22 protein-coding genes are annotated in these 23,107 nt (G+C 62.6%); 10 read left to right on the plus strand and 12 right to left on the minus strand.

Going from position 1 to position 23,107, the window contains the following annotated elements:
- Together ACE3N9_RS08100 and ACE3N9_RS08105 are read left to right on the plus strand one after the other, a co-directional pair.
- Positions 1–319: hypothetical protein (locus ACE3N9_RS08100; protein ID WP_374282667.1), on the plus strand; the 319-nt coding region annotated here is incomplete at its 5' end.
- Between the two features lie 229 nt (positions 320–548).
- On the plus strand, positions 549–743 hold the full coding sequence (locus tag ACE3N9_RS08105; protein WP_374282668.1) for a hypothetical protein: 195 nt from the start codon (positions 549–551) through the stop codon (positions 741–743).
- A gap of 102 nt (positions 744–845) precedes the next feature.
- Here ACE3N9_RS08105 and ACE3N9_RS08110 read toward each other — a convergent pair whose 3' ends face one another.
- Positions 846–1,082, minus strand: coding sequence for a hypothetical protein (locus tag ACE3N9_RS08110; RefSeq protein ID WP_196276514.1), 237 nt, complete (start codon positions 1,080–1,082; stop codon positions 846–848).
- 356 nt (positions 1,083–1,438) lie between these two features.
- Between ACE3N9_RS08110 and ACE3N9_RS08115 the strand changes: the two genes are divergently transcribed.
- On the plus strand, positions 1,439–1,636 hold the full coding sequence (locus ACE3N9_RS08115; protein ID WP_229665351.1) for a DUF6437 family protein: 198 nt from the start codon (positions 1,439–1,441) through the stop codon (positions 1,634–1,636).
- Positions 1,637–1,753: 117 nt separating this feature from the next.
- Here the strand turns inward: ACE3N9_RS08115 and ACE3N9_RS08120 are convergent, their stop codons facing one another.
- From ACE3N9_RS08120 to ACE3N9_RS08150, 7 genes are all read right to left on the minus strand, one after another.
- The gene (locus tag ACE3N9_RS08120) at positions 1,754–2,143 is read right to left on the minus strand and encodes a single-stranded DNA-binding protein (protein WP_054587174.1); all 390 of its coding nucleotides are present in this window, start codon (positions 2,141–2,143) and stop codon (positions 1,754–1,756) included.
- Positions 2,144–2,500: 357 nt separating this feature from the next.
- Positions 2,501–2,926: a hypothetical protein gene (locus ACE3N9_RS08125; RefSeq protein ID WP_196276516.1), complete on the minus strand. Its 426-nt coding sequence runs from the start codon at positions 2,924–2,926 to the stop codon at positions 2,501–2,503.
- A gap of 10 nt (positions 2,927–2,936) precedes the next feature.
- Positions 2,937–3,398, minus strand: a complete 462-nt coding sequence (locus ACE3N9_RS08130) for a DUF6878 family protein (RefSeq protein ID WP_039338504.1) — start codon at positions 3,396–3,398, stop codon at positions 2,937–2,939.
- Positions 3,399–3,519: 121 nt separating this feature from the next.
- Positions 3,520–4,473 carry a DUF2493 domain-containing protein gene (locus ACE3N9_RS08135; RefSeq protein ID WP_374282672.1) on the minus strand — a complete coding sequence of 318 codons (954 nt, stop codon included), beginning with the start codon at positions 4,471–4,473 and terminating at the stop codon, positions 3,520–3,522.
- Positions 4,474–4,772: 299 nt separating this feature from the next.
- Complete coding sequence (locus tag ACE3N9_RS08140) at positions 4,773–5,195, minus strand: hypothetical protein (protein ID WP_374282673.1); 423 nt, start codon at positions 5,193–5,195, stop codon at positions 4,773–4,775.
- Positions 5,196–5,206: 11 nt separating this feature from the next.
- Entirely contained in the window at positions 5,207–6,145 is a 939-nt protein-coding gene (locus tag ACE3N9_RS08145; protein WP_374282675.1) for an ArdC family protein, read from the minus strand.
- Between the two features lie 167 nt (positions 6,146–6,312).
- Positions 6,313–8,301: a ParB/RepB/Spo0J family partition protein gene (locus ACE3N9_RS08150; protein WP_374282677.1), complete on the minus strand. Its 1,989-nt coding sequence runs from the start codon at positions 8,299–8,301 to the stop codon at positions 6,313–6,315.
- A gap of 295 nt (positions 8,302–8,596) precedes the next feature.
- Here ACE3N9_RS08150 and ACE3N9_RS08155 point away from each other — a divergent pair, with 295 nt between their 5' ends.
- The 6 genes from ACE3N9_RS08155 (at position 8,597) to ACE3N9_RS08180 (ending at position 15,824) form a co-directional block, all read left to right on the plus strand.
- On the plus strand, positions 8,597–9,379 hold the full coding sequence (locus tag ACE3N9_RS08155) for a DNA-binding response regulator (protein ID WP_374282679.1): 783 nt from the start codon (positions 8,597–8,599) through the stop codon (positions 9,377–9,379).
- Positions 9,376–9,969: a hypothetical protein gene (locus tag ACE3N9_RS08160; protein ID WP_374282680.1), complete on the plus strand. Its 594-nt coding sequence runs from the start codon at positions 9,376–9,378 to the stop codon at positions 9,967–9,969. The genes ACE3N9_RS08155 and ACE3N9_RS08160 overlap by 4 nt, the downstream gene beginning before the upstream one ends.
- Positions 9,970–13,374, plus strand: coding sequence for a UvrD-helicase domain-containing protein (locus tag ACE3N9_RS08165; RefSeq protein ID WP_374282682.1), 3,405 nt, complete (start codon positions 9,970–9,972; stop codon positions 13,372–13,374).
- Between the two features lie 80 nt (positions 13,375–13,454).
- Positions 13,455–14,207, plus strand: coding sequence for a multiubiquitin domain-containing protein (locus ACE3N9_RS08170; protein WP_374282684.1), 753 nt, complete (start codon positions 13,455–13,457; stop codon positions 14,205–14,207).
- Positions 14,182–15,366 carry a ThiF family adenylyltransferase gene (locus ACE3N9_RS08175; RefSeq protein ID WP_374282686.1) on the plus strand — a complete coding sequence of 395 codons (1,185 nt, stop codon included), beginning with the start codon at positions 14,182–14,184 and terminating at the stop codon, positions 15,364–15,366. Before ACE3N9_RS08170 ends, ACE3N9_RS08175 begins: the two co-directional genes overlap by 26 nt.
- Entirely contained in the window at positions 15,363–15,824 is a 462-nt protein-coding gene (locus tag ACE3N9_RS08180) for a DUF6527 family protein (protein WP_374282687.1), read from the plus strand. Before ACE3N9_RS08175 ends, ACE3N9_RS08180 begins: the two co-directional genes overlap by 4 nt.
- A 32-nt stretch (positions 15,825–15,856) precedes the next feature.
- Here the strand turns inward: ACE3N9_RS08180 and ACE3N9_RS08185 are convergent, their stop codons facing one another.
- The 4 genes from ACE3N9_RS08185 to ACE3N9_RS08200 all read right to left on the minus strand — a co-directional run bounded on the left by ACE3N9_RS08185 (position 15,857) and on the right by ACE3N9_RS08200 (position 22,268).
- Positions 15,857–16,591: an RES family NAD+ phosphorylase gene (locus ACE3N9_RS08185; RefSeq protein WP_374282689.1), complete on the minus strand. Its 735-nt coding sequence runs from the start codon at positions 16,589–16,591 to the stop codon at positions 15,857–15,859.
- The gene (locus ACE3N9_RS08190; RefSeq protein ID WP_374282691.1) at positions 16,588–17,001 is read right to left on the minus strand and encodes an antitoxin Xre-like helix-turn-helix domain-containing protein; all 414 of its coding nucleotides are present in this window, start codon (positions 16,999–17,001) and stop codon (positions 16,588–16,590) included. The genes ACE3N9_RS08185 and ACE3N9_RS08190 overlap by 4 nt, the downstream gene beginning before the upstream one ends.
- 53 nt (positions 17,002–17,054) lie before the next feature.
- Positions 17,055–21,296, minus strand: coding sequence for a strawberry notch-like NTP hydrolase domain-containing protein (locus tag ACE3N9_RS08195; protein ID WP_374282694.1), 4,242 nt, complete (start codon positions 21,294–21,296; stop codon positions 17,055–17,057).
- A gap of 75 nt (positions 21,297–21,371) precedes the next feature.
- A complete protein-coding gene (locus tag ACE3N9_RS08200) occupies positions 21,372–22,268 on the minus strand; it encodes a toprim domain-containing protein (protein WP_374282696.1) in 897 nt (298 codons plus the stop codon).
- A 125-nt stretch (positions 22,269–22,393) separates the two neighbouring features.
- Between ACE3N9_RS08200 and ACE3N9_RS08205 the strand changes: the two genes are divergently transcribed.
- Positions 22,394–23,050: a lytic transglycosylase domain-containing protein gene (locus tag ACE3N9_RS08205; RefSeq protein ID WP_374282697.1), complete on the plus strand. Its 657-nt coding sequence runs from the start codon at positions 22,394–22,396 to the stop codon at positions 23,048–23,050.
- Positions 23,051–23,107: the final 57 nt, after the last annotated feature.

The raw sequence follows: 23,107 nt of genomic DNA on the forward strand, positions 1-23,107 counted from the left end.
GTATGGCCGAACTCAACCAATCCATGATCGAGGAGGAAAATCAGCCACTACACATCACCGCAAAGGCCGCCTGACGATGACCCAGGGCCACCGCCGAAATTACACCACGTTGACGGACGTGACCCAGCGGCAGCTTGCGCCGCGCAAAGTTGCCATTGAGCAGTGCCCGGCGCCCGGGCTTTCGCCGCATGGGGACCATATGGCCATCGGCAATATCAAAACTGGGGTCAAAAGTCGCGGAATTCCGGTCATTTTCGGGGACCAGATGGCCTTCAACGGCATGCCCGCCGCCAAGCAAGCCCAGCATCTCGCGCACTGATTTTACGGCGTTTTTTCCCATAAACACAGCAGTACACTGCGTACGGTGTGCTCCTAAGTCCCCTGCTGCGAGGACAGGAACCAGCTATTGAGCCTGTAACGGATGATGCGGTTTGTGACCCCGAGAAGCGGCGGCGCTTAACAGGCTGCCGTCGCCAGGATCCTGATAGGCATCGGCAGGATCGGCGCCTATGATGCCGGTATAAATGAGGGCGGAAAGGAAGCGCCGCATGGGCCAGGTTACATTGAGCGCGACACCGAAGGGCAACGGCTTCCAGGCGACAGTCACTTACCCCGAACGGGGTGTCGATCAGTTCTTTCGAGGCTTTCCCGACACAGGCGGAGGCAATCGAACCACCGCGTTGAAGGTCCTGGGTATGCCGGAGCGGCTTACCGATCTCGACCGTCCGGATACCCCCGACTGACGCTGGTAACCCGCCTCCCCGTCCCGGCCGAGGGATGCCGGAACGGTCTGCGAGCAAAAAGAAAGGAGGAAGCCCTGATGGACTTCCTCCCAAACCGGCGGGTCAGAATTCCTCGCTGAGACGGCCCGGCACGGTGTCAATAACCCGGTCCAGCATGGCCTTGGGCAAGGCACCGTAGTCGCCTTCATCGACCGCGATATAGCCTGCCTCGTCATCGGTCAGGACGTACTGCGTGTAGTAGCTGTGAAAGGACCGGGCATGGGCCTGATCCAGTGCAGCAACGAAGGCTGCCTGATCGGCGGCGGGACCAGCAGCGGCAATGTTCAGTGAAGCGTACATGATCTTTCCTCCTGATGTTCGATGCGTCGCATCAGGAGCTGCGAAGGATGTGGGTGACGGGCTGGGTCAGGGACCGCGATAGCGGCCGCGAAGCGGCGATGGGGGCAACGATTTTTGCCGGGCTTGCCCGGTAAAAATGGTGGGGCCCCGTCGTCCTTGACGCAGCCCCAAAACCCGCATCACACTTGGTCTTTCTGCGAGAGAGACCTCTCCCACGCCTGCGCAGAAGCGCGACGCCTGCCCCACAAACCATTTTCCTACATGACCCCGTAGTGCCAAGATCGTCAGCGGAGGGGACCAACGGCCAGCGAGAAGGAAGCACTATGGCCAGGTCCAAACCCACTGCACGAGATGCCTTGAAGAAGCTGCGTGAACAGCGTGCCCAACTTGAGAACGAGGAGGCACGTCTCCGCGAAGAAGCAGCGACCGAACTCGGAAAGCTGCTGATCGAGTGCGGCGCGGAGATGATCGAACCGGCACAGTTACGCCAGATCGTTCGCGCATCGATGGCGCTCGGGATCGAGGAAACGCTGAAGCGGATTGCTCCCGCGTAAAGCCCAACCCGGCGGCGGCAAGGGGTTCGATGCCCCGCGCCGCCGCCATCGCAGGCGTACAAAAGAAAAGGCCCCGATGGCGTCTGCCACCGGGGCCTTGTCGTGAGGTAAGGACATTCAGTCCTCGTCGATGTCGGGCGCGCCCTCGTTGCTGCCGGAGCGGCCCTTGGTCAGGAAGTCGACCTTGTCGGCGATGATCTCGCAGCCGTAGCGCTTGGTGCCACTCTGATCTTCCCACTGGGTGTAGTGGATGCGCCCTTCGACCGTCACGAGCTGGCCCTTGGTGCAGTACTTGGCGACGTTCTGGCCAAGGCCGTTGAAGCAAGTGATCCGGTGGAATTCGCTGTCCTTGGCGGTGTAGCCGTTCTCGTCCTTGTAGGTCTTGCCTTCCTTGCGGGCGGGACGGTCGGTCACGACCGAGACCGAGGTGATGCTGGTTCCACCCTGGGTGGTGCGGGTTTCGGGGTCGCGAGCGATGCGGCCAACGAGGATAACGAGATTGGTCATGGGCTTTCTCCTGATCGAGCATTCCGGGTCCATCCCGGCTGCAAACCCGAGCAGAAGCGCCCCATGGCGAAGCGCACCGAAGGGGAACCCGGAACTGGTTCGGGTGGTGCGGGCAGCCGGGCACGCAGCATCGCGCCGAAAAGTGGGAACCGGTTTTCGGCACCAGCGATGCGCAAAATCGTGCCCGGCAACTCGGCCGGACCTGATCCGGGTTGCGCGTCTCGACGGGGGTGATTCAGGGACGGGTTTGTATCGAAGCCGGGTGGAGCTGGATGCCTTGAACAGGTTTGCCCTGCCTCGTTTCCCTCCGGTCTTGGCAGGATCATCCACCCCGCCCCTCCACCGGAGAACCCCCTCTTAGATCACGGTACCGACCGCTTGAGCAGGTGGCACGCTCCTGGGCGCAACTGCTTCACCGCGGCCAGGCATATCGATCGTCACCCCTTCAGCGCCGTCCAGAGGGTTGCCGCGAAGCATCCAGGCCTGCGGCGTGATCAAGCGCGCCCAATCGGCAAATGAGGGGATCGAGCCCAAGTCTTCGCGCACGTGCTGTTCGCCGACCAGACGCACCGGAACGACCCGGCCATCGGCATTGATGAGGGTCTCGCCGAAGATCGCCTCCAGCATGAATATCCCCTCGGCATGGTGCCGCAGCGCGCGGTGCCGTGGGTCTGCCAGGATTGCCTTGGACTGGTCGAACCACTGGTGTAACGGGAGATAGTCCTCGACCGCGCCGCCCCATTTCCGGACCGACGAGAGGGCGTGGTAGTAGCAGTGGGCCATGCCTGGTCTCCTAGAGCTCGGTCGAGTGATCATCGGTCGCGGTGAAGCGCAGACTGCAAGCCAGCACGAACGTCGCCTCAGCCACATCAATCACCAGTTCGCCGCAGGCACCGTCGTTGATCTCCCAGCCAGGATGGTGACGTTCGAGCGCCAGGTAGGTCAGCTGTTCGAGTGCCTGCCCGAGTGATTGCGGCTCTGCGGAACCAGTACGATCAACGCTGTCTGCTTCGCCTTCCATGAGGGAGACTTCCGGGCACGGGATCCCCGCGCCGGCTGTATCGAGGCATACACATTCTTCAACGACACCGCTGTCGCCGCAGCCGTCAAAGCGGATCTCGACACGGGCGATGCCGGCTTCCTGCAAGCGCGGAAGAATGGCGACCTTGAGCTGCTGAATCTCTTCGACCACCTGGGTCTGCCGCTCGGCCTGGCGAACGGCAAAATCGGCCATCACAGCCTCGATATCGATCATGAACTGCCTCCTGTAGAAAGGAGCCAACGACCTCCGCTGGCTCAAACTGACAGGCGCGCGCCTTTCCTCTGAAGGACGACGCCAGCGCCGATCCGGCGCTGGCGCGAAGACCGACAGGGCCTTAGTCGGTCCTGACCGAAGAGTTCTTCGGATTGGTACCGAGGGGCCCGCGCCGATCGACCACGGTGATCCGCCGGGCCTTGGCTTCGATGACCAGACGTTCGAGCACGCCATTGCCTGGAAAGGCGATGACGTAACGCGGCTCAAGCGAGAGCATCCGCTCGTTGCGCTTGAAGCCAGCCCGGGCGCCCAGCCGCATGTCGAGCGAGAACGTGACCTGAGGGATGCCTCGACGTTCAGCCCAGCTCGATGCCAGGCGGTCGACGCCCTTGGTGTCGCCGCCATGGATGAGCACCATGTCGGGCACGCGGTCGCGGACCTTGTCGAGGGTGGCCCAGACGTTGTTGCCGAAGGTCAGTGCATCGTCTTCGGTCGCATGACGGGTGCGCCCGCCAGCGAAGACGACCGGGGTTCCTTCGGGCACGGCTGCACGGCGTTTGGCCTCGGCACGGGCGCGCAGGAAATCGCGACCTTCGACGAGCGCAGAAGTCATCATGGCGCTGTGATTGAAGCGCGAACTGGAGACCGGCTTCCAGGAGGAACCAAACTCATTGAGGTACAGGGCTGCTGCGACTTCGCGCATTTCTTCGAGCGCCAGCATCGCACTTTCGGCGCACTGCGCTCGCTCGACCTGGGTCTCAAGGTCATGGGTGTGGACCTCGGATCCGTCGGCAGTGGCGATCAGCGCGCGGACTTCGTCGGTCGCCCGGTCAAGGGCCGTTGATTTGCGTTCGGCGGAGCGGTGAAAGATGTTGACGAAGGCCCAGCCAAGATCTTCGGCGTCGGCTTCAAGAGCGGTCCCGGACACCATGGCGAAAAGATCGGACCAAACCGCTTCGAGGGTTTGGACGACCGCTTCGCGGACCGGGAAATCGGTTGTCGATACGGGAGCAGGACCGATGGAAAAGCCGGCAAGATCGAGCCCGGCGAGTTGATCGGCGAATGACGTGTGCATGGGGTGTCCTCCTGACTGGCGTGAGGCCGACGCACCCGTTCATGGCTGCGCCAGCGAGAGCCCGTCAGGGCCAGCTTCAGGCAGGATTGCGCACCCGTCAGGGGGAACCCGGCTTGGCGGGCTGGCGCGGGCAGGCCTTGAGCCCTAAGGGCCAAGGCCAACACGGGCCCGCCCAAGCCGGGTTGCGCAAGACTGGCGGCTGGCCCAGGGCCTCTCTCGCATGGCGCTAGCCCATGAGCGGCCGGCAAAGTGCAGTCAGGGATGGCAACCCAGCGCCGCGACCAACCAACGCGCAGGCCTCAAGCTGCGCGCTTGGTGTAGACCCCCTCGCCGTTCGACATGTGCCCGAGGCAATCGTAGTCGCCAAACAAGGCATCGAAACGGGATGCGATCTGTGACAGCCAGCGCTGTGCCCGCGGTGAGCGGGCCGTGCGCCAATCGGCGTCCCAATAGGCCCCGTCATCGCGTTCGACGATCCAGACGGCAACCAGCCCGCCATAGACCGACACGCCGAAATCCGCATAGGCATTGCGCATGAGGATCCGGTCCTCCCGGCCGCGCCAGCCGTCATGCGGGATCAGCGACGGGAATGCTTTGGCGGCCCGCTCGCACAGATCGGCACGCAGCCATTCATACTCAAATTCCCAGTCGTCCTCGGCTTCGACGTCGAGCACGGTGAAGGCGATAATTGCTCTGCTGGGATAGCTGACCGACCGGCCCATAGCAGCCTCCCTCAGGCTGCAAGCGCGTCGACGGACGCGTCGTCAAACTGTTCAGGCACGGCCCTCCCGCCGAGCTTCAGCAGCAGGCTCGCGGCTTCTTCGGCCTTGGCTGCAGCGGTCAGGATGGCGCGATCGTCATCCTTCAGAAGCTTGAGCCAATGCTCGATATAGCTTGCGTGGCTGTCGAGGTGCGTGACAGGCAGCCCCAGCTCGGCGCCGAGCATGGCGCTCGAAAGTTCGGCTACCAGTTCTTCGGCGGCATAGGCCGCCGTGCCGAAGCGGTTCTTGAGATCACGCCCCAGGCGGCTGGCATGGCCGGTCCAGTGCGACAGCTCGTGGGCAAGCGTAGCGTAGTAGTGATCGAAACCGTTAAACAGACTGACAGGCGGCATCGTGACACGATCGGCAGTCGGCTCGTAATAGGCCTCGCAGCCCTGGTGGCGCAGATTAACGGGGATTGCCGAGAAGAAGGCATCGAGCTCGGCCTCGCGCCCTTCCGGCTCCACCAACTCCAACGTCGCAGCTGGATGGAAGCGCTCGGGCAGACCTTCGACCTGATCGGCATTGAAGACCGGATAGGCCTTGAGCACCCGGCGGGCTTCGTCGGTCTTTTCGCCGGTGTCGGGGGCTTCCACCTCTTTGGTGTAGCTCTTGTAGAAAATCGCGATGGTTGACTTTTCGCCCTTGCGGACATGGGCTCCGAGCGATTTTGCCTGGTTGTAGGTCATCCAGAATGGCGAGGCGTAGCCGCACATGTCGGCGACCATCCAGAGCCAGAACACGTTCATGCCGCGGTACGGGATCCCGCAGGCCCGCAAGGGCCGGGAGACCGGGACACCGCGCCAGGGCTTGATCCACGGCTTCGTGCCAGCTTCCAGACGGGCGATGATTTCCTGGGTGATGCGGGTGGCGGGCGACAAGCCGCCGCCCTGCCCCTTGCGATAGGCCATGATGGTTCTCCTGATTGAGGCATCTGGACAGCTGGCGACGGGTTCGCCGGTCAGTGCCACCGGGTCCCGAGCCCCCTCTGCTCTGCTTCCAAAAAGGAAGCGGCCCTCCGGCGTAAGCCGAAGGACCGCTTCTCGAGGTACGAGTGGCCTTGCCTGTCAGGAGGAGGTCAGGCGGCCAGCTCGCGAGGGGTATGAATTTCGCCGTCGACACCAGGCTCAGCGTCGCTTGCTTCGATCTCGGCTTCGCCAGCCTCCGGGGCAGCGGAAGCAAACCGCATGACCTCAGGCACCCAGGCCAGGGCCTTCTCGCGGACCTCGACCTCGGTGATGTAGGTGCCGGCGAAGACGCGCTCGGCGCTCATCGCGAGGTCACCCTTCTTGACCGAGGCGAAGCGCGAAGAGAGCTCGAGACCGCCAACATCGGTCAGCGCGTCGAGAATCACCTGCTTCGACACCCGGTCGAAGTAGTTGGCTGCTGTCGGGCGCCACCATTGCGCCATATCGATGCCGATCAGGCTACCAAGGTGATCCTGGAATGGTAGCAGACGCTCGCCCGTCATGTTGAGGCTTGCCTCGAGCGACCGGGCTACGACATAGCCCAGCCAGGCAGCCCGGCTCTCATCGGGCAGCGCGCGAAACAGGTCAAAGCGGGCAGTCGCATCGGTGCCCGCACGCCAGCTTTCGTCGAGGCCGGACCTCAGCTCGGCAAGCGCGCTGCTCGCCGGGGCGTCCTTGGCTTCGAAGCCGATGATCGGGCCTGCCGGAACAGGCGCACGCAGCGTGGTCGAATGGCGCGCCCGCCAATCGTGGGTATCGGAATCGGCGAGGGTGAAGACCATGATGTCGAGCGCCAGCCCGGGATCGGATGCAACGTGAAGTGCCAGAACATCGCGGCGCTGCATCGCGAGTTCGTCGACCAGACGTTTCGACAAGGTCGTCCGGCGTCTGTCCGAAACTTCATCGCCGGCAACGACTTCGATCCCGTCGTCAGCTTCGGCGGGTTCAGCCTGACGCTCGCCGTAGAACACCGGCTGGAGTACCGGCGTGCCATCGCGGGAGAGCACCAGCACCATTCCCGCCTCGGCCTTGAGCTCCGGCGCGATAACCGGCGGTCGGGCACGAATGTCCTGGCATTCGCGTTCGATGGCCTCGATAGCCGCTTCGGCCGCAGCCACGGCCTCCTCGGCACTGTCCTCGTCTTCAAGGATCGCCGCATGCTCGTCATAGGAGGCATCGAGTTCGTCGAGCCTTGCCACTTCCGCTTCAGTCAGCGGCGCCGGTTCGGCGGGAAGCCTGACCAGCCCTTCGACCAGGTCGTGGCTGGCATAGGGATCGAGCGTGGGCTTGACCCAGGCGAGACCCTGCTCGGTGGCGAGGGCTTTGGCCTGCTCTTCCATCTTCGCGGCGGCAAGGCTTTCGAGCAGCGCAACATCGACCCAGGATTCGCTGTCGTCGTTGTCGAACAGCTCACGCTCGATCCGGCCGCCCGCGGCAATGTAGGCATCGCGGCCAACGAGACGGGCGCGCGGATCGCTGCCCCGGACTGTGCCGGAAAGGACCATGCGCCGGATGCTGTCCGGATTGGGGGCATAGTAGGCCGAGGAAACCTGCTCGAACACCCGGGCCTGGATGTCCTGGTCTGAGGTCGCGCCGAATGCTTTGGCGATGTCGAGGGTGATTTCCCCAGATGCCAGCGCCTCGAAAACGACCGGCGCAAGCGTTGCAAGACGCAGCCGGCCCTGGACGAAGCGGACGGTCAGACCGAAGCGGCGCGCGACGTCTTCGACCGTCGCACCGCCTGCCACGAGCGCGGCAAAGGCCTGTGCTTCGTCGGCTGGGTTCATGGCGAGGCGATGGAAGTTTTCCGCGAGGCTGGTCTCGACTGCGGCCTCAGCGCTGTCTTCGAGCACGAGGCAGGTTACTTCGTGATCGCGGGCGAGGATCTTGTCGTCCGCGAGCGCAAGCATCGCGCGGCGGCGGCGCTCCCCGGCTTCGACCTCGAACTTGCCCTTCGCGGAGGGTCGGACGATGAGGTTCTGCAGCAGGCCGCAGGCAGCGATGCTGGCCTTGAGCTCGGCATCCGCAGCAGCATCGCTGTCACGGCGGACATTGCGGGGCGACTGGACAAGCTTGTTCAGCGGGATCGACTTGATCATGGGACACACTCCTGATTGTGAGCCCGGCACGCCGACTATCGACGTCCAAATGGCTCAATCAGGGCAAAGCCCACTCCACTCTAAAGCGTTCGCAGCGAAACTGCCGATCGGCAGGGCAAGCCACACGGCTTCGGAGCGCCTAGGGCATGGCTCAGCCATATTTGTATAGCCAGCACCAAACACAGCCGAGGAGCACTGGACGAAATCAAATTTTTTACTCCGGCCTTTCCGGTTGTTTTTTCAGTGGCGATTAACAGACCGCCGCATCGATGCTAACGTGCGGACAAGGGAGGAAATGTTGATTGTTCCGCTCACTAAGCGAAAAGCCGACGGGACACTTTATCAACGTCCCGACATCATTGAACCGCTTCTCGCAGGTCTCGCCAATCTGCCGCGTAATGTGCTCCTTGAACGCGCACGCGTCCGCGATCGCAAGCATCCGGATTACCTGCCGAGTGAGTGCTTGCTCTATTTCGTCCGGGGGAGTCGCCGAGACAACTCGGACGCTTGGTTCGAACAGTTATATAAGATCCTTATCGAGAGGGTGCTCCGATCGGTACCGCGAGCCGAAATCTCCAAGGATTCCTCTTCGCTCAGCAACGAGCGCATCCGCAACGCCGTTTTCGACCGCTTCGTCGAGATGCTCGCGAAGGATCGTAAGGAGCCCGACGACAAGCTGGACTTCTTCGAGGTCCGGTTCGACCTCGCCGTTAAACGCTTGCGCCTCGATGCGCAGGACCGAGTCTGGCAAGAGGAAAGTCGCACCGCGTCGCTGGACGACGAGAGCAGCGGCACGTCCGATGACGCAGCCCAGGCAACCACGACAAGTCTTCTCGACGCCGAACTGCTTTCCGATCCGCTTTTCCGGACACGTTTCCACAGAGCGATTGAGGCTCTGCCAATTGAACAAAGAAGGACCATTCACCTCCTTTTGAGCGGTTGGCAAATCGATTCAAGCGACCCTTCGGTGATGACAATAGCGAAGGCTCTAAACTGCTCTGAGAAGACGGTTCGCAACTATCGGGACCGAGCGTCAAAAACACTCGGGGCCCTATTTAATCCTGGGGACGACCAATGACCGCCAACCCGCAGCCCCTCACCCTCGACGCTGTGCTCGATTTGTTTCAAGCAGAAGGCGTCCATGATGGCGACGTGCTTCGACAATACGTCGAGGATTATCCGCAGTATGCCACCCAGCTCATCGATTTTTCGCAGTTGCTTGCGGCACCAGAGCACGAAGACGAGAGTCCTCTGTCGGCTACCGATGAATCGCGCATCGATGCCGCATGGATCACGCACAAGGCGGCTACTCCAAGCGAACCCGCCGGCGAAGACCCGTTGGCCCGCCTCACTGGAGACATCGGCAAGGACCTCGCTCGCAAACTCGGCGTTCCGAGGCAGGTCATCACGTGCCTGCGAGAGCACCGCGTCCTGGCATCGAGCCTTCCCGATACCATCCTTGGCAACCTCTCGGACGCTCTCGACTTGCCTCCCGCGCATGTGATCGCAGCCATGCGCCAGCCGCCAATACCCATGACCACCGGCAGAAGCTATAAGTCGGGCCGCCCGCCCGGCTCCGCGGAGCAAATGACCTTTGAGCAAATCCTGATCGATGCCGGGGTTTCCGAGGCTGATCGGTCGAAGCTTCTGGCAGGTAGCGGCGAATAGATGGATGCGATCGAGCTGGGACGCCGCAGGGCGGCCGAGATGCATGCGGATGCCGTTATGCACGGGCTCGATCCGACCGATCCTTACACATTTGTTGTCGCCATCGCGAAGACACGCGGCCTTGACGTCGAGACAACAAACCCCGGCGCGGCCAGTCTGGACAACGGCCGCGCGACGCTGGTTCCAGCCGACGATCTCATAATCCACGAAAACGTGGGCTCCCGATTCGAACAAGCATTCCTTGTTGCGCATGAAATCGGCCACCATGTGTTAGGTGATGCAACCGCATCACCCACGGTGCTGCACGCAGACATGGCGCGTCCCTCCGAGCCCTCACCGACCGGAATTGATCGGGTCGTCGACTATGGCCGAAGACAGCGGCGCGAGGTTCAAATGGACCTGTTCGCCCGTGAACTTCTCCTGCCGCGCGAGGTCCTATGCCGCCTTCATCTGGTTGACAGTTTGACTGCACACGAGATCGCAGGACGCATGAATGCTTCGCTGGATGCTGTCATGCAGCAATTGCTCGACGGTCTGCTGCTACCTGTCATCGAACCCGACAGCAGCTTTCGCGAAGAGTATCCATTGAACGCTGCTCAGGCAGAAGCGGCAGGACACCGCGGGCGAGCCTATCTCCTCGAAGCAGGGCCTGGGACCGGCAAGACCCAGACACTCACTGCTCGGGTGGTGCAACTACTGGACGAGGGTGTAGATCCGAGGCGGCTGCTCGTCTTAACCTATTCCAACAAAGCCGCTGGCGAGATGGCCGAGCGCATCGCGGCGAAGCGACCGGACACGGCAGCAGCCATGTGGATTGGTACCTTCCACGCCTTCGGACTCGATCTTGTGCGGCGCTTTCATGCTGAATTCGGCCTTCCCGACGATCCGCGCCTGATGGACCGGGTAGAAGCAGTCGAGCTCCTCGAGGCAGAGTTTCCCAAGCTCGCGCTCGATTACTACCAGGATCTCTATAATCCGACGCGTCTTATAGGGGACATTTTAGCGGCCATCTCGAGAGCAAAGGACGAGGTCGTCGACGCCGGCGAATATGCCCGCCACGCCGAGAATATGCGCATTGCTGCCGAAGGCGTCGAGCCGCGTCATACAGAAGCCCTGAAAGCGGCAGAAGTCGCGCGCGTTTACGCTTTCTACGAAACGCTCAAACGCCAGCGGCATACGATCGATTTCGGCGACCTTGTTTCACTCCCCGTCGAACTTCTCGAGACGCGCCCTGAGATCGCCGCCCAGCTTGGCCAGACCTACGATCACGTGCTTGTTGACGAATACCAAGACGTCAACCGAGCCAGTGTGCGCTTGTTGAAGGCGCTGCGCCCGACCGGCGAGAATCTCTGGGTGGTGGGAGACGCAAGGCAGTCGATCTATCGTTTTCGCGGCGCCTCCCCGATCAGCACCTCTAAGTTCACGTCCGAGGATTTTCCCGGCGCGGCATCAGGCCGGTTGGAGATCAATTACCGGTCGAGTGACGAAATCGTGACCGCCTATTCCACTTTCGCCGCCAAGATGGCCGCGAGTAGGACGAGTGCGGAGCTGGATGCCCATCGCGGCGCCAGCGGTCACCCTATCGAACTTAGGCTCCGCCCGGCCAAGGAAGAGCAGTCGGTAGCAATCGCCGACTGCATCGAAGAGCTTCGGACAGCCGGCATTGCCTATCGAGACCAAGCCGTGCTGTGTACCGGGAATGAGCGCCTTGGCGAAATCGCCCGCGACCTCGAACGGATGGACGTGCCCGTTCTCTTTCTGGGCAGCCTGTTCGAGCGAAGCGAGGTCAAGGACCTTTTGTCGCTGCTATCTTTGCTAGCTGATGGTCGCGCGATGGGGCTCGTCCGAACCGGCTGCATGCCCGATTTTGCCATGCCGCTCGGCGATGTCGCCTGCGTCCTCGAAACGTTGCGGTCCAAAGAGGCCGACCCCTTGGAATGGCTGACCGAGCGCCGCCGCCTAGCGGTGTCGGCGGAAGCAATGACCGCGCTCGATAGGCTCGCAGCAGCTCTCGATGGATTCGACGCCGACTCTCCACCGTGGCGAACTCTGGCGGCTGTCCTGCTCGACCGCACCCGCATAGCAGCCCGAATAGCCGAAGCCGATTCCATCGCCGACCGTAGCCAAGGCATCGCGATTTGGCAGTTCATGAACTTCCTACGCGCGCAGCCACCCGTGGAGGGTCGCACCGTTCCGCGCCTATTTGAACGTATCAGGCGGCTGGTAGCTATCGGGGACGATCGCGACCTACGTCAGCTACCTGTAGCGGCGCAGGGACTCGACGCCGTCCGCCTCATGACGATCCACGGTGCGAAAGGCCTTGAGTTTCGAGGCGTACATCTACCGGGCCTCAACCAAGACACACTCCCGAGTTATCCGAAGGCACCTGCCTGCCTTCCCCCCGAAGGCGTAATCGCCAGCATAACCGGCGACGTCAAAGCTGCGCTTTGCGCCGGCGACGCAGAAGAGCGCGAATGCTTGTTTTACGTCGCCACGTCACGCGCGCGCGATCGTCTCATACTTTATGCCGCCACGGAGAAGACAGATGGCAAGCAGCGCCCGCTTTCGACCTTCCTGCCGCGACTTGGTCCTGCCGTTACCGAAAGAGTGCCCGCTCTCGTCCAAGCGCTGCCACCTGCGCTCGAAACCGAGCCGATCGAACTATTGATCGACGGCCCTATTCGCTTACGAGATTCTCAGGTCGCAATGCTGGACAAGGAAAAGTGTAAACGGCGCTTCTTCTACACTCATGTGCTCGGCATCGGCGGCCGCCGAACCGAGAGCGATTACATGCGCATGCACGAAGCCGCCCGGACTGTCGTGCGCGCAGTCGTGCGCAGCGGGCTCGACATCTCCGACGATGCAATTCTCCGGGCTACAGTCGAACAAGCCTGCGACGATCACGGTCTCGACATACCGGGAAGTTTCGTCGAACTGCGGGCTACGGCAGTCAAGCTTGTGATGCGGTTCCGGCGATCGCGCGATGCCCATCAATTCCAGATGCCAACTGAATTGCCGCTCGGGATAGGAAGCGACCAAATAATCGTTAGCGCCGACGATGTGCTCGTCGATGCGCGAGGTCGTCGTATCCACCGGCGTATCCGCACCGGCGTGTTCCGAAAGGCAGACACCGAAGATCTCAGCGTGGCTGCTACGCTACTTGCAATCGCGGAGAACGCGACGGGGGCGAGCGCCGAAGTTGTCCATCTGACCAGTGATACCGTTACTCCGCTCGAGCTCTCGCAGCTCGTTATCAGTCGGCGCCGCGAACTCCTCGCTACCGTACTTGCGGATGTTCGCGCCGGCAGATTTCCAACGAACCCCAACCAGCGGGTCTGCCCCGGCTGCCCGGCGTTCTTTGTGTGCGGGCCCGTCCCGACAGGCCCCCTGCAAAAAAACTTCTAAGCGCCTTTCCGGTCGGCTGCCGCTGTTCCGATTGTCCCTTCGTAGCCGGGCTGTTCCGGCAAACCGAAGGACAAATCAAAATGGCTACCCCTGAACTTCCCGAATTTGATGATGTCGGCGATGCCCTCCGCGAAGGCCGGAGCCTGCGGCCGGCACGGGCCTATCGCTTCCAGTTCGCCCTCGAGAACCTCGACTTTCGCGCACTCACCGTTGCCGATCCGATCCCGCTGGGCCGCCAGGTACTCGAAGCGGCAGGGCTTGAACCCGACCGAGGTTACAGCCTGTTCGCGATCCTCCCGACCGGCGACTTCGAAGACGTGCGCCTCGATGAACCTTTCGACCTCAGCACCGCTGGCGCCGAGCGCCTCGTCGCCTTCCTCACCGACCGCGAATTCAAGTTCGAGGTCAACGATGACCAGCAGCGCTGGGGCAAGCCCGCAATCAGCGGCCGCATTCTCAATCAGATCGCTAAGCCCGGGCCCGAAGAGGCGGTGTTCCTCGAGGTGCGTGGCGGAACCGACGTTCTCGTCGAACCGGCCATGTTGGTCGACTTGAGCGCTCCAGGCATCGAACGCTTCTACAACGCTCCGCGCCCGTCGGTAGAAATCGAAATCATCGTTAACACGCGTCCGCGCGTGGTTCGCGGTCCGACCGTGACCTTCGAGCAGATCGTCGAGCTGGCCTTCCCGGGTCCGCACGAAGCCAACGTCGTGTTCTCCATGACCTACCGCAAGGCGGCCTCGAAGCCGCACGCCGGCGAGCTGAGCGCGCACGGTTCGGTAACCATCAAGCAGGGGACGATCTTCAATGTCACGCGCACTGTTCAGTCGTAACGCCGATCTCGCTAGGCTGCGCGAGGAAGGGTATTTCGTCCAGATCGTCGGAGGGTTCCTCGTCATGCGCGAGGTCCCCTACGTCGATGCCCACCGCAAGGTTCGCAAGGGCACACTTATCTCGAGTCTAGCCTTGGCCGGCGACCAGACCCGGCCGCCCGACACTCACGTCATGCATTTCGACGGAGACTACCCTTGCTTCGCCGATGGAAAGCCGATCGCGGCGATCGCCCACCAGACCGCGCACTTCGAGCTTGGCAATGGGCTCACAGCGGAGCACGCCTTCTCCAGCAAGCCTGAAGGAGGGTATCGTGACTACCACCACAAGATGTCGACCTATGCTTCGATCATCTCGGGACCTGCCGCGGTAATCGACACCACGCTCTCGCCGCGCCCCCACCGCGTGATCGACGATGAGGAGGACGCTGAGAGCGTTTTTCACTACGTCGAGACGGCGTCGGACAGGGTCGGGATCGGCGCGCTCACCGCCAAGCTCTCGGGGCACCGCATCGCGATCATCGGCCTCGGCGGGTCGGGAAGCTATATTCTCGACATGCTGGCTAAAACGCCGGTAGCGGAAATCCGCCTCTTCGATCCTGACGAGTTCCTTCAGCACAATGCCTTTCGTGCCCCTGGGGCGCCGAGCCTTGACGACCTGCGCGACGCACCGCTGAAAGTCGACTATTTTGCGGCGATCTACTCGCGCATGCATCGCGGCATAACCGCGGTGCCGAAGGCGATTACAGCCGAGACCATTGATCTGCTCGAAGGCATCCACTTCGCGTTCCTAAGCCTTGACGCAGGTGAAGCGAAAGCCGCCCTCGTAGAATGGCTTCACGCACGCGGAGTCGGCTTTGTCGATATAGGCATGGGTCTAGAACTCGGCGAACAGGGCCTAAGTGGCATCTTGAGGGTTACGACCAGCACTCTGGAGAGCAGGACCAAGGCCAGCCAGCACAATCGCATTCCCTTGGCCGGCGGCGGGGCCGGGGATGTCTACGCCTCGAATATCCAGGTAGCCGACCTCAATGCGCTCAACGCTGTCCTGGCGGTAATCAAGTGGAAGAAGCTGTGCGGATTCTACTGCGACCTCGAGCGCGAACATCATTCGACCTACACACTCGACGGCAACATGCTGCTCAACGAGGACCAGTCATGATCCGGTATACCGAACTCGAACATCGCTTCGTGGAGAGCTTTCCTGAGCCGCTCGTCCCCGGGATTCTTTACGTGTCGATGGAATACGGCAGCGTCGCGCACAGCTGCTGCTGTGGCTGCGGAGAGGAAGTAGTGACGCCACTTGCCCCAACAGACTGGAACATCACCTACGACGGAGAGGCGATCAGTCTGCACCCTTCGGTAGGGAACTGGACGCTGCCGTGCCGTTCGCACTATGTGATCCGCCGCGGCAATGTGATCGCTGCGCCGCCCTGGTCGGAAGCACAAGTCGCTGCCGAGCGGCAACGAGACCGAAGAGCGAAGGCTCGCTACTTCAGGCAGGAGGATCCCTCGGATGTTGCTCAGCCCAGCCAGGAGACGCCCGCTACGACCCTGTCCGCACCTCGACCGCCAGCCAGTTGGTGGCAACGCATGCTCAGCTGGTGGAAGGCAACCTAGCCAAGCGCAGGCGCGAGACCCAGCTCGTTCGGTCAGGCGGGATCGGGCGGCAAATCGACAATCCGGAAGACAGCGCCCGATCCCGCATCACGAACCAGATCAACCCGCGCGCCATCCCAGTGATAGTCGAGGTGCCGCCCCTGAAGCGGATTTGATGCGCAGTCCGGGTAGAATAGCGCGACGCATTCCCCGCCGGGGTGCCGGATGCTCGGGTAAGCAATCCCGTTCGATCCCGCGCCCCTGAGGTGCCGCGCGAGCGCTTGAGATGCAGCGTAGCTGTCGGGGTCGAGCGCCGGAACCGGCTTCCCCGCCACGGTTCGGAGATCATGTAAGTCTACATCGACCGACATGATGATTTCGCGGAACTGCGAGGTCCATCCCGGCTCTTCCCGGGTTCGGGCCATGAAGCGGGCGTGATGGTAAATCGTCTCGAACAGTGCGGTTTCAAAACGGTCCCCAACGTAGAGCACGCCGTAGCTGCCATCGGTAAAGCGGCTCGGTCGATCGGTGCTGACATGGGTGAACGGCGCCATGAGGTAGGAGGCGCCGTTGCCGCCGACGCGGCGGTCAACCGGAACGAGGTCGAGATTACCAATCGTCGCCATGATGCGAGGATTGGTCTTCTGCTCGGCCGAGATCAGCAGCGGCCAGTCTGCGGGATCGGCGATGTCTTCGAACAGGTCGATCGGCGGAAAGGCACTGCGGATGATCCTGACAGCGCCCTTCCACTCAACTCTAGAAACGGGGATTTCTGGTGCTTCGCTCACCAGCCACCGCGCTCGGCGTCGAGGTAGCGACGCACCCGCATGATGTCGGTCAGCTCGCCTCCCAGCATCACATCGAGCGCACTGGCTCCGCCGAACGCTTCATTCGCTGCTCTGATCCAAGAATACCCGCGGGTCGCTTCGGAGAAGATGATCCGGAGCGCCTTGTGGATCCCCATGAGGTTGGACAGGCGCGCACGACCGTCACGCGATACGCGCCCCGGCCCTTCCGCCTTCCATCGGCGATAGGAGCGCACTGGCATGTCGAGCAGCGATGCAGCCTGCTCGTCGGTCAACTCCCATTTGCCAAACAGATTGAGGACTGCCCGGAACATGGCAGCTGCCTCGTCCTGCGTAATCGGATCGGGACGGAAGGCGGTAACGGCAGTATCAACGGGTTGCAGAGCCAACATGGCAGTTCTCCATATGGCAGCACATACGCCAGATAATGCCATTTGGCAAGGAGCTATGCCGATGATGCCAACCTAGCAATCACGCTCGCGGAGCCTTCGATCGGCACGAAGAGGCGCGTCTGGTAACGGATAATCTCCGTGAAGCAGCCTTGCGCCTTGTACCAGTCGAGGCGAGCTGCACTCCATGCCGTGAGTTCAAGTCTCTGTGAGCCATTGACCAGACTGCGTTTGACCGTGAGCTTCTCGCGGCCCGCGAGTTCCATGGCGCGGCCCGTCGCCAAGACGGTCTGGACAATGTCGTCGGCGGAAAGCGTTTGCTCGCGTTCCAGACCCAGCGTCCGGCACAGGTCCGGAACACAATGGAGAGGAACCTCCCGGCCAAGGAGCGACCGGCCATCCGCCGCCGAGATGCGGCTCACCCTCACGAAGTCCGAAGGCAGCTTGTCCCAGACCGGCAGCAGGAGGCCCGTCGCAAGATAGAGGCGCTCGCGCTTGTGGCTGGTCCGCGCTTCGTCGACCTCGGCTGCCCAGGCTTCGAGGAAAGCGTCGACGGAGATCCCCTCCCAGCTGCTCTCAGCGAGCTGATCCTCGGTGATGTGACTGCGCTTGAGGGGGCGCAGCAATTCGAAGCGGGTCACGCGCGTACCGTCATCGGCAAGGATGCTTCGGGCGGGCACCAGCAAGGCAACCCGGCCTGAGCGAGCATTTCGGACAGGCCGTTGCCGCTGCCCAGCCAGGCCGTGAAGCTCCTCGAGCCGCTTCAGCGTGAGCGGCTTCAGGGCTCTGGCGATTTCAAGTTCCAGCAGATGGGTGGTCGCGCCCGAAGCTGGATCGGTGCGCAGCAGCGCGTCGGACAGGACCGTGAAGTCCTCGACTGCGATGGTCTCGAGGCCGAGATCGAGCGTGCCAGCCTGCCGGGCGGCATCGATACGCGCTTCGACCAGCCCCATGAACTCGTCGAAGATCGCGTTCTGCAGCGCTATGGGAAGCGCCAGGATGCGGTTGAGCCAGCGCTGGATCGACGGCAGGTCATCGACCATCGAACCATCAGGCGCTTCGATCCGGAGACCTGTCAGCTCCTGAAAGCGCCCGAGACTGACGGCTTCGAGTTTGCCGGTGAACAACAGGCCGAACCAGCGATGGAGCGCCTCCTTGGCGTAGATACTTTCGAGATTGTCGGCCGGATCGAAGAGGTTCTGCCCGCCAGTCTGGCGCTGCCCGCGCGTCAGAGCGCCCAGGCTGTCGAGGCGCCGCGCGATCGTAGAGATGAAGCGGCGTTCGCCGCGCACGTCGGTCGTTACGGGCCTGAACAGCGGAGCCGATGCCTGGTTAGTGCGATTGGTCCGGCCAAGCCCCTGGATTGCGGCATCAGCCCGCCAGCCCGGTTCGAGCAGGAAGTGGACACGGCGCGCCTGGTTCTTCGCGGCCAGATCGGCATGGTAGCTGCGCCCCGTTCCTCCGGCATCGGAGAACACCAGGATGCGCTTGGCGCCTTCCATGAAGGCCTGCGTTTCCGCGACGTTGGCGCGTGGCGAGCGGGATTGGAGTTGCTGACGACCATCGCGGCCGACGATGAGCCGACGCGTCCGGCCCGTGACTTCCGCCACCTGGTCGACCCCGAAGCGTTCGATGATGGCATCGAGGGCAGTGGCAATCGGCGGCAAGGCGCAGAGCTGCTCGATCATCCGGTCGCGCGCGGCCAGCGCGGAGCGGCAAAGCACGGGTGCGCCGTGCTCGTCACTCATCGGCTCGGACCGAGGGTTGCCGCTTTCGTCGGTGAACACCGCCATCAGGCGGACGGGGAAGCTCTTGGCGAGATAGTCGATCACGTATTCCCGCGGGGAGAGGTCGATCTCGAGAGCTTCGCGCTCCTCGTCCGACAGTTCGGCGAGCCGCCGGTCGAGCATGGCCTCGGCCGTCGAGACCAGTTGCACGACCACGGCCTGCCCTTCGGCAATGGCCGTATCGATCGCGGGCAGCAGGCTCGGCAGCTTCATCGAGAGAAGCAGCTGCGCGAAGAAGCGCTGCTTGGTTCCCTCGAAGATCGACAGCGCTGCGGACTTGGCACCGGAGTTGAGCGTTCCCCCGGTCTCGCTGTCGACGATCCGCGTGGCTTCCAGCGCGTCGCGCAGGTTGGCGTGGATGATTGCCCAAGCTTCGGCATAGGCATCGTAGACCGCGATCTGATCCTCGGTCAGGCAATGCTCGAGGATCTCATACTCGACACCGGCGAACGAAAGGGCTCGGGCTGTGTAGAGGCCGAGCGATTTGAGATCCCGCGCGACCAGTTCCATAGCTGCGATGCCGCCGTCGCGAATTTCGGCAACGAAGGCCTCGCGATTGGCAAAGGCGGTCTCCGGACCCCAGAGCCCGAGGCGCGTGGCATAGGCCAGGTTGTTCACGTCGGACGCGCCGGTGGCCGAGGCGTAGAGCACCCTTGCCCGGGGCAGGAGGTTCTGCAGGCGCACCCCGGCAATACCCTGCTCCGATCCTTTGACCTTGCCCCGTGATCCTTCGCCGCCGGCGGCGTTGGCCATGGCGTGCGCTTCGTCGAACACGATCACGCCGTCGAAATCTTCACCGGCCCAGGCGAGGATCTGATCCAACCGCGTTGCGTCGCTCCGGCCTGAACGCAGGGTCGGATAGGTGACGAAGAGAATGCCGTCGCGCATCGCGATGGGGGAGCCCAGCTTCCAGGACGCCAGCGGCTGGATGTCGATCGGGAGACCACCAAGGGCGGCCCAGTCGCGCCGGGCATCTTCCAGCAGAGCCTCGTTCTTTGAAATCCAGATATGGCGGCGTTCGCCGCGCACCCAGCGATCGAGAATGACACTCGCAACTTGGCGTCCTTTACCAGCGCCGGTGCCGTCCCCGAGGAAATAGCCCTGCCGGTACACCTGACCTTCCGCCGATGCCTTGAGCGAACAGCCCTTGTCCTCGGGTTCAAACCGGCCGGGAAGATCGCGGGCGTGAGCGCTGGCGGCGTAGATCAGGGCCTCTGCCTGGGCGGCCGACAGCAGTCCCTTGGCGATAAGCCCGTCAGGCAGCTGCGGCACTGTGTCGGGCTTGGGTGCCGAGATCGACCCCATGGCGACGGATTCGACGAGCGGCGTCGGATGCCCGGCCGCGCCATCGATAACGATCCTGCTCGGGCGGTAGGGCAGATAATCGCCGACCTGAGGAGCAAGTGGCGCAGGGGTTTCAAGCGCCTGATAGGTGAGTGACGCGATGGCGGAGGTTGGGGGCGTGATCCTGGCTGGTGTCAGCAGCGGCCTGCGCGGCGCGGCCACCAGGCGGAACGGCGCACGAAGCGGGAGGCGCGATTGCTCGGGATCAGCCTCCAGGCCGGCGCGTGCCGACAAGGCGTCGACAAGATCGGCCAGCTGGCGAAATTCGTTCGTGCGGATAGCGACGGGCTCGTTGGCGCTTTCCGCCTTGTCGAGAACCAGCAGCCGCGTGGTGATCCCGGTGCCATGCTTGACGAACGCACGTTCGACCGCGGCATTGAGCCGCAACGACACTGGCCCTTTTGTCTTGGCCAGAAACTGCGCGCAGTCGAACCATTCAGGCATGATCGCGACAAGCCTTCCGCCGGGAGCAAGGCGGCTCCAGGCCGATCGTAGATGCCTCGCCCCGGTGCGGCCATCGTGGCCCCGCCCGATGCCGTGAGAATAGGGAGGGTTCACGAGCACGGCGCTTGGGACGATGGCCGGATCGAGCAATTCGTCGATCAGCTCGGCATCATGTCCGGTCACGCGGGCAGCCGGGAACGCCACAGTCAGGCAGTCGCGGCGCAGCGGTGAAATTTCGTTCAGGACTAGGTGGGTGCCGGCTTTGGCGGCCCAGACCGCAAGCATCCCCGTTCCGGCCGAGGGTTCGAGCACGAGCTCGTCGGTACCCAGCGAGCAAGCCCGTGCGGCGAGCCAAGCAAGCCGCGGCGGCGTTGCAAACTGCTGCCATTCGATCTGCTCGTCGCTGCGATTGGTCTGGGTCGGAACTCGGGCATCGAGACCGCAGAAGAACTGTTCCGCCTCGTCGATCGGGCTCGTGAGCTGGATTTGATCTGATGCTTGCAGGTGTTGAACCTGCGCCAACTCGAGCGCAGCGTGAGCATCACGAACTGACCAAGCCCCAACAGCATCGCTTCCGCCGAAGTGGTCCGTCATGATGCGGTTGATGTCGCTGCGCGAAAGCGCGCTGCCTGCTGCCAATTGCAACGCCATTGCTTTGGCTGCCGTCACGACGAGCGGCGGAGATGGTGGATCGAACGCGAAGGCGAGGGAAGAGTTGGACATGGGAAACCTCCTGACGAGGTCCTGCGTCTCGCAGGCCTCAATCAGCCGAAGGCCCCCTCCCCTTTGGCTCGCTGATCAGGTTTTCCGAGCAAGCCTCGCCTTGAGTTCATCGTTCCAGTCGAAACCGGTCGATGCTGGCGCTCGCGAGCGGATCACACGGCCCGGCGCAGAATATGCCTTGAGAGCGCGGCTCTCAGCGAGCTCGCCACCTGCATCATTGTCGATGAACAAGTGGAGCTCGCGCACACTCTCTGGAATCGCGACGAGGCCGAACCGCTCGTTACCAAGCGTTGCCCAACAAGGGACGCCAAACATTTGCGTGGCTGACAGGGCGCTTTCGATACCTTCGGCAAGGCCCAACCGGCCCGCTGCTGGCAGGGCCAGTCTGACAGCACCACAGGCAAGGCTTCCCAGCGCACGCTTGGGCCGATCGAAACCGGCGAGCTTTGCGTTCGGCGCGTCGAGAAATGTCCTGTGGATCGCGATTATCCCAATGTCAGTCGTGACCGCCGCCAACATGGCCGGCAGGAATTGGACAGCCCCGCGCGGCCCGAGGGGCGTTCGCTCGAGATAGCGAAGCTGATCTGAGGCACGCGAAATCCCGCGCTGCGCAAGGTATCCTTCGGCAGGGCTGCCGAAGATCGCCGTCGCCGAGTGCCACAAACGCCGCGCATTGGGATTGAAGGCTCTTTTTTCCTGTCGATCAGCGGCCACGGCACCAGAGCCATCAAACAGATCACGGCTGCGAACACCTCGGCGGTCAAGTGCCGCTATGACTTCCTCGTTCGAGCATCCCGCGAAGCAATGAAACAGGATCGCCTTTCGTCCCAATGTCACGCTCAGTGAGGGAGTTCGGTCGTCATGCGCGGGGCAGCAGCACATGCCTTTGCCCCGAGTCCATGTACCCTGAAGGCTTTCAACGATCGTGCGGGCGCGCCGTTCGAGTTGATGAACTTTGTCTAACGGGGGCATCGACCTTCTCCGGTTGAGGTGCCCTCCCCGCGCAGTCTCCGCTCTGCACTCGCGCCAATCCAATTTTCCTACATCGCTTGTTCTTTATATGTTCTCACGCAATTCGGCTAGACAAGGATCGAGAAATGACAATCAGAACTCTCTTGATCGCGGGCATCGCGATCACTTCTGGTATCCCGGCCAGTGCTCAGGACATAACAGCGTTAGCTACGAACGGCGCTGCGACCAGCCACTCCGAAGGCATTCGGATTGCGGAAGCATCAAACGGCTTTCAACTGGTCGAGCATGGGCTCTGGCGTTCCTCGCAGACCACCCCAGCACCGCGCCTGTCAGTGGCGGACGATGGCCGGATCAACCTGCCATACAGTTACGAACCCAATGCAAAGCCCGCCCCATCCGGCTTCAGGCGAGCAAGTTACCTGCCCCACATCTATGCCGCGGAGGCGCAGTACTCATTGCCCGCGGGCCTGCTCGATGCGCTCGTATGGACAGAATCACGTTACAACCCTTTGGCTGTCAGTCCGGCGGGTGCCGCGGGCCTTGGGCAGCTGATGCCCACTACGGCAAAGGAGCTTGGGGTCTTCAATCGCTTCGATCCAAAGGCCAACATCTTCGGGGCAGCGCGATACCTGCGGCAGATGCTCGACAGGTTTGGCGTGGTCCACCTCGCGGTAGCTGCCTACAACGCAGGTCCCGGCGCCGTTGAACGTGCTGGAGGCATTCCCCGCAATGGCGAGACGCCGGAATATGTTCACAATGTGCTGCAAAGTTGGAAATTCTAGTCTGCACGTAACCTGGTAGGCAACGGAACTGGAAGCGGACGCCTAGGTTGAGATACG

The sequence above is a fragment of the Novosphingobium sp. genome, assembly GCF_041905565.1.
Classification (GTDB): Bacteria; Pseudomonadota; Alphaproteobacteria; order Sphingomonadales; family Sphingomonadaceae; genus Novosphingobium.